General features: G+C 39.1%; 7 protein-coding genes. 4 read left to right on the top strand and 3 right to left on the bottom strand.

Annotated features, from left to right (window positions below):
* Window position 1: 1 nt before the first annotated feature.
* Window positions 2-2317 carry a carboxypeptidase-like regulatory domain-containing protein gene (locus tag G7074_RS15035; RefSeq protein WP_166209301.1) on the bottom strand — a complete coding sequence of 772 codons (2316 nt, stop codon included), beginning with the start codon at window positions 2315-2317 and terminating at the stop codon, window positions 2-4.
* A gap of 523 nt (window positions 2318-2840) precedes the next feature.
* Here G7074_RS15035 and G7074_RS15030 point away from each other — a divergent pair.
* The 4 genes from G7074_RS15030 (at window position 2841) to G7074_RS15015 (ending at window position 9381) form a co-directional block, all read left to right on the top strand.
* Window positions 2841-4094 (top strand): 6-bladed beta-propeller, encoded by a 1254-nt coding sequence (locus G7074_RS15030; RefSeq protein WP_124561893.1) that lies wholly within the window; start codon window positions 2841-2843, stop codon window positions 4092-4094.
* A 4-nt stretch (window positions 4095-4098) separates the two neighbouring features.
* Window positions 4099-6918 (top strand): carboxypeptidase regulatory-like domain-containing protein, encoded by a 2820-nt coding sequence (locus tag G7074_RS15025; RefSeq protein ID WP_166209298.1) that lies wholly within the window; start codon window positions 4099-4101, stop codon window positions 6916-6918.
* 100 nt (window positions 6919-7018) lie between these two features.
* The gene (locus tag G7074_RS15020) at window positions 7019-8269 is read left to right on the top strand and encodes a hypothetical protein (protein ID WP_166209295.1); all 1251 of its coding nucleotides are present in this window, start codon (window positions 7019-7021) and stop codon (window positions 8267-8269) included.
* The gene (locus G7074_RS15015) at window positions 8176-9381 is read left to right on the top strand and encodes a mechanosensitive ion channel family protein (RefSeq protein WP_166209292.1); all 1206 of its coding nucleotides are present in this window, start codon (window positions 8176-8178) and stop codon (window positions 9379-9381) included. The genes G7074_RS15020 and G7074_RS15015 overlap by 94 nt, the downstream gene beginning before the upstream one ends.
* Window positions 9382-9440: 59 nt before the next feature.
* Here G7074_RS15015 and G7074_RS15010 read toward each other — a convergent pair whose 3' ends face one another.
* Together G7074_RS15010 and G7074_RS15005 are read right to left on the bottom strand one after the other, a co-directional pair.
* Complete coding sequence (locus G7074_RS15010) at window positions 9441-9851, bottom strand: cupin domain-containing protein (RefSeq protein WP_166209290.1); 411 nt, start codon at window positions 9849-9851, stop codon at window positions 9441-9443.
* Between the two features lie 355 nt (window positions 9852-10206).
* Complete coding sequence (locus G7074_RS15005) at window positions 10207-11358, bottom strand: glycoside hydrolase family 28 protein (RefSeq protein ID WP_240916315.1); 1152 nt, start codon at window positions 11356-11358, stop codon at window positions 10207-10209.
* Between the last annotated feature and the right edge of the window lie 3 nt (window positions 11359-11361).

Below are 11361 nucleotides of genomic sequence, written 5' to 3'. Positions count from 1 at the left end.
ATTATTCTACAACATTATAACTCCATTCTTTCCTGAAAAGGTTTCCCTGCCCATCAAAGCCTTCAAGTACAACCCGGTGCTTGCCAGTTAAATCTCCATTAAAATAACTTACACTTATTTTACCATTTTTATCGGGAATTAGGTTAGGTGCCCAGTATAGTGTTGTTCTCAAATCCTCCTCATTACTTTGCTTTTTCAATGGATACTTTACCTCATAAAATGCCTTGCTTATGGTATAGCCCTCCTGTTTCAAATAAGCCGTACCAGGTGGTGTTCCTTTTCTAAAATTCTGATATAGGATGTTTTTATCCTTCATCGAAATGGTCATTATGGATGGATGTGGCGGAGAACCAAGCAAATACACCTGTATTTTTTCTATCTCCTTAACAGGTAATGCTGAAAGGTCAAAATATTCATCTACAGGAAAGTCATTTATGCTGACTGATATTGGCATCATTTTAATTGTATTCATTCCTTTAATGTAGAGTGGGTACATGGGTTTCATTACCCCATAATCATTCATAGCAATAACACCATTACCTCCCAGGTGCCGCGCCAGGTAATCCATAATATCTTCAACATGAATCAGGTCCTTTTGTAAAATTACCTGAAAAACATGCCCAGAATTAATTGGTTCTCTTGAGGGGTTGTAGTCTAGCTTTCTACTTCCTTTTATTTCTACTTCTTTCAGTTTTATGCCTTCTTGTTTCAGGTATTTCTGGGTATTTTTCTGCATTACTTCTTTTGAAAAAAAAGATAAAGTATCCTTAAAATAGTTTTTGGTAAAGCTATTTGGCGAAATGGGTATTGCTGGCAGCGAATCGAGTTTAACTGCTAACCATTTGGATTTATCACTTTTAGCCTGAACTACGAAATTCCCCAACCCCATGTACACCAAATCGAATGAGAACCTCCCCAAACTGTCGGTAACCGTCTGCTCTAGCCCTAACGCTTTACCGGTACGCATTAGGGTAACATTGGCGGCTGATACAGCCCCTTTCTTATCAGTTACCTTACCTGTAATCTGAATCGTTTTTTCAGGGTTATATTTTTTCTGCCAGCTTATTTTTCGCCAGCCCTGGGTTAACATCAGGTTATCTAAATGCATCCTTGTCGAATCGGAGCTATCCATAAAATAGCGGTTTGGGTTTTCGATATGCCCTTTAAGATCCGGAGAAAGTAATAAATCTGCTAAGATATGGCTCTCATTATCGAGGTTTGGTATACTTACCTCACTATTGGTAACGGCAACCGAAAATGAACCATTTGTTACAGGCCCACCATCAACCATAGTTTGCAATTCGAGTTTGGTTTCGCCTCTTTTTGGATATTCGGTAGCAAGCCCGTTCTGCTTTATCACATCATTATTTCTCCCCTGGCCAATAAAGGCTAGCCGCTCACACAGCGGCTGCCCCTTAGCTGCCAACAACGAAATTTGCACAATTCCTTGGGGTAATTTCGCCGCCGGGACGGTTATTCTTGCCATCTGGCTATCCATAACAAAAGGAATACTCAGTAATTCAACTCCGTTCTTATGTACACTTAACTTTAATTCTCCCTTACCTATCAAATCTTTGGTACACATCGATTTAATAACCAGCTCGCTCGTATCGCGCTGTGAAACAGCAAGTGTATAGCCGCTGGATTGAGCGAGTGGTAAATCAATTGCTCTTTCAGCTCCGTTAACTTTAACAATCGCTTTATAGGTAATTCCTTCTTCAGGAGTAAAGAAAAAAGACCCCATCCCCTGATAAGTATCCTGAATCAGGCACATTTCAGTTTCTTTACTGTTTAGCACTCTCCCTGTTATGTTTACTCCACGGCCATTTCTGCTTACTGCCTTATAGGCAATCCTTGAAGGCAGCCCCATTAAAAGGTTTCCTCCTTCAGGCAGGAAACGAACATCAATATCTTGTATAGCAGTTATTTGGTTTTTAATTTGCTCAACATCACCTATTTTAATTACCTGATCGAAAAACGAAACAGGTGTAATATTATCCATAATTCTGGTATAGGCACGAAGGCGATATAGGCCTTTGCTACTTTTAATATCGATTGGAGCATTACCAAAGGATACCCCATTGAGTAAAGGAAGTGTAAATCCGTTAAGGAGTGAATCCTTTTCATTAATCAGGTCAACATAAAGCGTTCCGCTGGCTTTCGAAGGGAGATTGGCTTCATCAACCACATAAGCCTTAAACCATATGGTATCACCAGGTAAGTAAAATGATTTATCCATATGTAGATGTACCCGCTCCTGAAAATTGGTCGTGCCTGACTGTGCAGCAACGCTTTGTGCATTAGCGTTTTGAGCCAAGCAACCCGTTAAACAAAAAAACAACAGGCAAAGAATACTAGTAAATTTTGCTGGCATGCGGAGAGGGTTAATTTTTACGGAATACTTTTTTGAATCTATTAAATAAAGTACGCTCATTTCTTCAAAACAATGCACAAACGATTGATTTGGCAACGAGACGAATAAATTTTAATGTCAGCGCTACTCAAACAAAAACATTTTTATTAATCGCTTAGTAAACTCCCTGCAATATAATCCAGTATAATGCTTTTTTAACAAAAATCGTTTGGTAAAATACAAAATCAAATAATCAGCCAATAAAACCAATGCCTCTGGCACTTAAATTCAGGCAAACGTTTGCGTGATTATTTACACCAAGTCTATAATACACTAACAATTAGCGAACTAAAAAACAAACCATATTATTAATCTGCATTTTTTAACCCTTAAAAAATGTTAAATCTAAACTCCTGAGTTGTAGCAAACTTATTTTATAGTTATTATTGTTAACCGCAATTGCGGCACACCAAATCTAAACACACTTATGAAACGCTTCAAGCATAACTTATGCTTACTGGCATTAACCTGCCTTTCTTCCCTCACAGCTTTTTCGCAAGAAGGAGTAATTGACAGCTCGCATGTTGTAACCTTACGAATCGACCCGCAAAGTGCACGCGGAGCCGCAGTTTCACAGATTTTCGACGAAGTTAAATTTGTTCCGCTGGAAACCACCAAAGAAAGTTTGTTCGGCAATATTGCTGAACTTAAAATTGCCGGCAATAAATTTTTAATTTACGATTATGACACCCGCGCAGTCCTGGTTTTTACCAATGAAGGAAAATACCTCACAAAAATCGATGCCTCCAAGCTGCAAACAGAAAAGGCCGATAAGGAAAAAGCGGTAACACATGGTTTTACAATGGTAACAGAAGGAAATACCGAATACATTGCCGTTTACACCCCAAACAATGTACAGTATTTTACCCTGGAAGGCAACTTTGTAAAAAAAGTTAAAAACTTCAATTATTACTCACCAAAATTATCTTTCGCCAATAGCGATGTTGTGCTCAGGCCTTATACCTATATCAAAAAAGGTAAAGACAGTACCCGATATTCGCTTGTTACCATCGACAAAAAAAAGAAAGATACCGTGGGCTACTTTAAAATCGACGATAAGTTTTTCGAAAGAGACGATTGGTATGGCGACAATCCAATAACCAAATACAATGACAACGAGGCCTTTTACACCAGATATTACGATTACCGGTTGTACAAGCTCAATGCAAAAAAAATGGAACTGGCTTATAAATTTATTTTTCCGGCCATAAACACCCTGCCTAAAGATTTTATCACCAATCCCGCTTATGTTAAAAAAAGGTTCGAATACTTCGAAAAAAACAAGAAAATGATTCATGGTATTGGCAGCAGTTATTTAATTGGCGATCAGCTTTACCTGAAACTATCAAACATTTTTTGGGATAAAGACCAGAAGAAAAGCCTGATTTATAACACCAAAACAACTGAGTTGTTATCTTTCCAGGATTTAGAGCCAGATAGTCTTTCGAGTTTCCTACCAGTAACTGATTCAGGTTTTACCTACGATTTCGAAAACCGTGGATTCTTAGCCTATGAAGATAAAAGGTTTTATACCAGTTACTCTGCATTGGCCATGTTTACTTTTAAAGAGCGTAGTGCCGGTAAAACAACCCAGTATCCGCCCCTGCTCGAAAAATATTTTAAAACCGGCGACCGAAAAAGCAATCCTGTAATTATCATCTTAAAACCGAAGCAAATCTAAAATCATGCGCGCTCATTTTTTATTCCTTTTAAGCATTTTTTGCTTAGGAACAGGTTATTCTTTTGCCCAAACCGCAACCCCAGCGCCCACGGGCACTATTAAAGGTATAGTAAGAGATACGGTGCACAATTATGTGCTTAAAGCTGCTACAGTTTCTATTTACAAGGCCGATAATACCGTAATCAATTATCAGCTAAGTAACAATTATGGCGAGTTCAAATTTAGTAACCTGCCAATCGATAAGCCATTACGACTGGATATTAGCAACGTTGGTTACCAAACTATCCAAAAAAACATTACTATTCCCAAGGGACAAACTGTGCTCGACCTTAAAAACGTTATCATTAACCCGCAGGATGTGAACTTGCAAGAGGTAACCGTTACTGTGCCTCCTATCTCGTACAATAACGATACTTTAGAAATTAATGCCATTGCATTTAAGCTCGATACCAATGCTACGGTAGAAGACCTTTTGAAAAAAGTACCGAACATCACCGTTTGGGGTGATGGTATTATTACGGTTAATGGCCGGGAGGTGAAGCAACTTACCGTTAACGGAAAACAATTTTTTGGTGGCGACAATAAAATCGCTTTGCAAAACATCCCAAAAAATGCTTTAGAGAAGATACAGATTTTCAATACCGCTGATAGAGATAAACCACTAGACAGCAACCTGGTGGCCAACTTAAAATTAAAGAAAGGGAAAGACCGATCCTACTTCGGCAAAATAAGTGCCGGCTATGGGACGGACAAGCATTACCAGTTTGATGGCAATTTAAACTTTAGTACCCCCAAGCTCCAGCTATCCGTCATCGGGGCATCAAACGATATCAATAAGATTCCCAATGATATTAATACGCTGATCAGAAACAGTACTTACAAAGGTGTTGGCACCTCGGTTGAATACCAATCGGATTTCAGGCAAAGCGGATTGAATAAAGGTAATGTAGCCGGAGCGCAGATGACCTACAATTTTAAGCCCGATAGTAAAGATTGGAACAATAAAAGTTCGATAACGGCCGATTATTATTTTAAAAACCTCGAATCATCAAACATAGGCGATGCGCAAACCATCACTACCATTGCCGATAATAACCAGCTTTACGCGAACAGCAATACCACTTCATCCAATACCAGCGACAGGCACCGCTTTAATTCAATCTACAATTATTACCAAAAAAGTCATCGCTTAGATTTGAGTGAATCATTCAATACAGAAAAAGGGGATAATAGTAATTCAAATATCAGAAGTGCACAGAATAATGCCCGGCAGCTTACCAGTACCAACAACAGCATGGGGCAAAGTAACTATACCAATACCGATTTCACTTTCAGGGCAAGTTACAACTACCAAAACTACAACAATTGGAAACAGCGGTTTAAATCACTTAATGCCAGCTATGATGTTAGCATAAACAACCGTAATAACGACAGAACAGAAATAACGGAATTTAGAGATTTATTGAATAGCGCCAACAACCGCGACTTTAACCGAAAATACCAAACGGATAGCAAGAATTTATCACAAACCATGATATTAGGTTTGCCCAATTTAAAATCGATCTTTTTTGGCAATGCTAACCTAAGTGGATTTGATGCTGAAATTACCGGCAAACTGGCTTTGACCAATAGCGAAGAACATAATTTTATTGAAGATTTTGTAAACGGGAATTACAAGCAGAATAATTACCTTTCCAATAACCTAAAAACCAATGTTACCGATTTTACTCCCGGAATTTCATTAAGCAAATCGTTTTCTAAAAACCTAAGTAATCGTTATTATAAATCATTAAGCATTAAAATTACCGCTGCACAACAAGTCATTAATCAAAACAATACTTCTGACCGCTCTTTTCAAAACCTAAGGCGAACCTATCGAAATTTTGTACCTGTTGTTTCTGTAAGCGCCTCAAACTATCAAATCGGCACCTATCAGGAGAGCTTAAACCTCAGCTATCGTACCCAGGTAAATATCCCTACCCTTCACCAACTCGCACCCTTAACCGACAGTACCAACTTATATAATTTACAAAGGGGTAACCTGAACCTGAAAGAGGAATTAAACCGTTCGATCAATATCAATTTTTATCATTATGATATGAAAAGTAAAAATACATTGAACTTTAATATCAATGGCTCGGCGGGCATAGTTGATAATGATATTGTAGATAGCACTTTTATCGATCAACAGAATCGCAGAACAGTTTACTTAACCAATGCGAATGGTAATAGGTATGCCAACTTGAGTGGAAATATCCGTAAGTCGTTTAAACTAAAAACCAGTGAATTGCAACTGGGTTTTAATACTTCCTTTAATTTTAGTAAAAACCCAACTTATACCAATACTTTGTTTAATTTTTCTAACAACTTCTCTACTAACAACAGCCTGCAAACCACTTACACCTATAAGGATAAATTAGCCTTCGAAGCCACACAAGGCATTGTTACCAGTGTAGCTAAACAAAGTGCCTTGGGTACGATCTATAAAAACATTACGCTAACTACTTCTTTCAGCGGAAATTATAATTTCACTAAAAAGTTTTCACTCAGCAGTAACATCAATTTCAACAACAACAATCCGTCGGTTGGCGAAACCATTAATTTTGCGATCTGGAATGCAAATGCCACGTACCGTTTTACCAAAGGCAATAATGCGGAAGTGAAATTTTCGGCTCTCGATTTATTGCGCCAAAACAAAAGCGTATTTAACTATGCAAGCGTAAACAGCTTCACTACAAGTACAAAAAATGTATTGCAACAATATTTTATGGTAACGCTTTCTTATTATCCTAGAAAGTTTGGTACCAACGCGCCTAAAAAGTAAGGTGTTAAAATTTAGTATTCAGGCGTTCTCCCCGAAAAGGAGAACGCTTTTTTATTTTCTATTATTTACTTTTGGCTACAAAATCTTTCGTTAAAAGAAAATGATTATAAAAAGTTCTTCCCATTTGCGCACTGTTTTCCTGGTAATGGCCTGCATTGCCCTTTCTTTCTTTTCTGCTTTTGCTCAAACCGGCAAACCAGCTGACAAGAACCCCGAAACTGCATTTCTAGCCGATTCTGCTATACTAACCAAAGGTGATTATCTCTTTCGTTTAGAAAAAGTTTTCGAGGTGGTAAACAAGGTGCCCGTTACTGTTAATTCGTTTACCAAGCTCAAACCAATTGATGCGCACCTCACGCAGGATGAAGCAGCTCTTGCACTTTTAAAAAGCCGCCTAACCAACGCAGACCGGAACCTTAACCTGCAGAACCTGCAAATGGACGAAACCCTGCTGGAAGAACTTCAAAGCAATAACCGCGATTGTTTGGCCGATCTTGACGCGTACGAAAAAGAACTCCGCAAGTTAAAAACAGAAATACTTAACCTGCGTAAAGATTCAGTACTGGTTAAAATATTTACCACGCCCGCCTTGCGCGAAATGTTTAAGATACAGTTTGCCGAACTGAAGAAAAAGCGGGTGGTAATGGATAGCCTGATTAAAAACGCCTCCTTAACCATTAACAACCAGCAGGCACGTACTTCGGCCAACCTGATTAACATTAAAGAGCTGATGTACCTTACCGATAGCCAGCTTAGTGCCGTTAGCATAAAAGCATTTGGCAAAGAAAGGCGCTACCTGTGGGAATCGGTTAATAAACGTGCCAACAAAGGCATGGGTTTCAGAAAGTTTATGAATAGCGAGCAGCAGATATCTGCTTATTATTTCGTTTACACCAGAAGCAGTCGTGCTTTGCTTTTGTTTACCTGCCTAGTTTTCTTCTGCTGGGTATTTTTTAATTTCAGGAGCCTAAAACAACGCGACAGGCTCGAAGCAGTGGAAGATTTTAACTTTACCATGCTTTCGCCAAAACCATACCTGGTTACCTTAATTATGCTTTTTGCGCTCGCACCGGTATTCGATTTGCGCGCACCCGCCTTGTATATCGAATCGGTACACATACTGCTGGCTATTTGTCTTACCTTTTTATTCCGGAAAAAACTACCTAAAAAATTATTCTTCCAATGGTGTGTATTTGTACTGTTTCTTTTTGCACCAGTAATCCTCCGCATCTTGGGTATGCCGCCACGCTATCAGCGATGGCTACTTTTAGCACTAAGCACGGGGCTACCACCTATGGCATTATCGTTTGGCGTACACTCGAAGAACAATACAAGAAATATAAACTACTGATATCAACAGGCTTTATTTACATCGTATTTGCCTTTATTGCTACATTTTGTAACCTTTTTGGCCGTTTTACGCTAACGCAGATTTTTTACAACACAGGTGTAAGCGCTTTTCTGAATGCCACTTCACTAATTGTACTTGCTAAAATGTTTGTCGAGGCCTTTTTACTTCAAATGAAAAGCAGCAGGATTAGAAAAGGCTACCCAGAGTTTTTTGACTGGATACCTGTTACCGCCGGCTTAAAACGCATTGCCTCAACAGGTGCCATTATCATCTGGGCTGTTATTTTTACAACCAACTTAAATATTTTCAACAGTATTTATTCGGCCATTACCGACGAACTTACCCAAAGAAGGATTGTTGGCAGCTTCTCTTTCACACTGGGAGGTGTGGTGCTGTTTCTGGCCATTATCTGGCTCGCCAATTTCTTACAAAAATACATTGCCTATTTCTTTGGCGATGTGGGCGATGATGCACTGGATGACAATAAAGGCGAACGCTCCAAGCTATTGGTCACCCGCCTGGTTTTACTCATTAGTGGCTTTTTAATTGCTGTTGCAGCCTCTGGCTTGCCTATTGATAAAATAACAGTGATATTGGGCGCTTTGGGTGTAGGTATTGGATTGGGCTTACAAAACATTGTAAGCAATTTTGTTTCGGGTATCATCCTTATTTTTGATAAAACCATCCGCATTGGCGACGTGGTAGAGCTGAGCAATAAAAAAGGAAGGGTAAAAGAAATCGGTGTAAGGTCTAGTACCTTGTTAAGTGATGAAGGTGCCGAAATCATTATCCCAAATGGTTCTATCCTATCCAACAACATCATCAACTGGACATTGAGCAACAACCAGATGCGTGTTGATATTGTACTTTCTATCGCTAAGCCTTTCAACTCATCAGAAGTAACCAGCCTGATCCGCAATGTAATTATCGAAAACACCAATGTATTTGTGAATAAAGAACCTGTAATTATGATCAGTCCGGTGAGCAGGGCAAGCAGTGATGTACGGATATTTTTCTGGTGTAAGGATATTTCGCAAGCCGAACTAACCAAAAGCATGGTAAACGCACATATTTTTGAAGCGCTCGAGGAAAAAGGAATCGAGATTTTATAAATTCATTAAACCATTACCGAAAGGGATATTTTTATCATCCCTTTCGGTAAATTTATTATTTAAGGTTTCATTACCACCAGGGTTTTCCCCTTTTCTACAATATAGGTTGCCAATTCTACAGCCTTATTTTTACCCACATTCTTAGCCTGGTGATTTTTACCTGCCGGAATAAAAAGCACCTCACCAGCTTTAAGCCGGACTGGTTTTTCCCCCTCGATCTGATATTCAAATGTCCCTTTAAGCACGTAAATTACTTCTTCACCAGGATGCGAATGCATACCAAACTGAACCCCAGGCTCAAAAGCAATACTTGCCTGTATGGTTTCGTAGCCTGGAACGCTAATATTGTGCCTTTGATGATTGGTGCGTGTAATGCCTGTTTTTTGGGCAAAAATGCTAAAGGGAGCTATAAAAGCTGTTAATACAAAAGCCAAAGTGGCACTAAAAATAATTTTCCTGTATTTTTCCATGATGCTAATTTTATAAAGGAGCAATTCAATTCGCTATCCTTGTGATGGTTTAAAGATAGCTATGCGATGAATATGGAGGAATTTGATTGAGGTTCAATTTGGCAAATAGCCTGCTGAACAAGGCATTTTTAGCCTTAGCTTTTTTATAAAGCATCATTTTTTTTCAAGAAATAATCAGAAAATCAATTTAGAATTTGCAAAAAAACAAATAATTAATACCTTTGCCCTTGCAGGGGGTGAGAGCCCTGCATCAATCATAGATTGAGAGCGTTAATTTAGATAAAAAGGTACAACAGCGATTGTTGTACCTTTTTTTATTTATAACGCATATCGTTTTAACTGAAACAGCTCTCGCTTAAGGCTTTACACCTATTGCATTCAATACTTTTAAAGTAGATGCATCTGCTGCATTAATCTTCACCTGATCGAAAGTCCAGTTTTGGGCAAATTCGATGTTGCCAGCAGTTGCTGTAGCAATGTTCAAATTTTTAAAGTTGAAATTTTTTAATACGGTTTCGCTGAAGCCAACAGCATCGATGGCTTTTTTAACATCTTTTGCATTCACGTTGAAAACATTGATGTTCTGTATTTTTGGTATGCCTTTACTCGCCGGTTCAACATGGGTTAAAAGCTTGGTCCAATGCAAAGGGATTGAATCAGGATTATACCCGGCAGGCAAGGTTGAGTAACTGTAAGCCGGATTCCAGTTAGGATTAACCTGAATTACATTGCCGCCACCTTCCATGGTGATATTACCGAAGTAAACATCTTCTACAGTACCACCCCTGGTTTTAGCCGATTTGATATTTAATGCATTGCCTGTACCATAACCGATTAAATCAGTAGCCCACACGTGACGGATGCTGCCCGAAGTTTCGCTGCCCAGAGTAAGTAAACCAGCACCTTTGCGGGCAATACAATTGCGGATAACCACATACTCAGTTGGCCGGTTTACCCGCAGGCCATCCCAATCGCGACCAGCTTTCAGGCAGAAATTATCGTCGTTACAATCAATATCACAATTCTGGATCAAAGTCCACAGCGATGAATCTACGTCAATACCATCGGTGCTGGGGCCATGCCCGTCTACATTGTTTCTGATGGTAATTTTATCAATAGTTACATAGCTCGAATAAAGGATTTGTACCGTCCAGAAACCTGCTTGTTGTAAATTTACATCTCTCACAATCACATCGCTGGCCGATTCGATTAGTACGGTTCGGGGGCGTTTCGCATCATAATCTACAATCCAGCGTAAGCCTTTAGCATCATAATCTTTTCTCAGGTTCCAGTAGTAATCCCAAAAAGGTTTACCCTGAGCATTAATCAATCCCGATCCCGAAATAGCTGCTTTGTGCTGTTTGAGGATATTGATCAGTGCTGCCGGCCATTTCATTTCAATGCCTGCCACACGGGTATCAATCTCAGGGTAATCTTTAATATCCTGACTACCCAACAACTCCACACCTTTAGCCACTTCGAAATTAACACCTGTTTTAATGAACAAAGA

The sequence above is a fragment of the Pedobacter sp. HDW13 genome, from assembly GCF_011303555.1.
Classification (GTDB): Bacteria; Bacteroidota; Bacteroidia; order Sphingobacteriales; family Sphingobacteriaceae; genus Pedobacter.
The sequence above is the reverse complement of the archived record's forward strand: the minus strand, read 5'-3'. Positions and strand labels throughout refer to the sequence as shown.

Coding starts and splice junctions, on each gene's coding strand:
- G7074_RS15010 (WP_166209290.1), bottom strand. CDS start 9,851: ATGGAAAAATACAGGAAAATTATTTTTAGTGCCACTTTGGCTTTTGTA.
- G7074_RS15030 (WP_124561893.1), top strand. CDS start 2,841: ATGAAACGCTTCAAGCATAACTTATGCTTACTGGCATTAACCTGCCTT.
- G7074_RS15015 (WP_166209292.1), top strand. CDS start 8,176: ATGGCTACTTTTAGCACTAAGCACGGGGCTACCACCTATGGCATTATC.
- G7074_RS15020 (WP_166209295.1), top strand. CDS start 7,019: ATGATTATAAAAAGTTCTTCCCATTTGCGCACTGTTTTCCTGGTAATG.
- G7074_RS15025 (WP_166209298.1), top strand. CDS start 4,099: ATGCGCGCTCATTTTTTATTCCTTTTAAGCATTTTTTGCTTAGGAACA.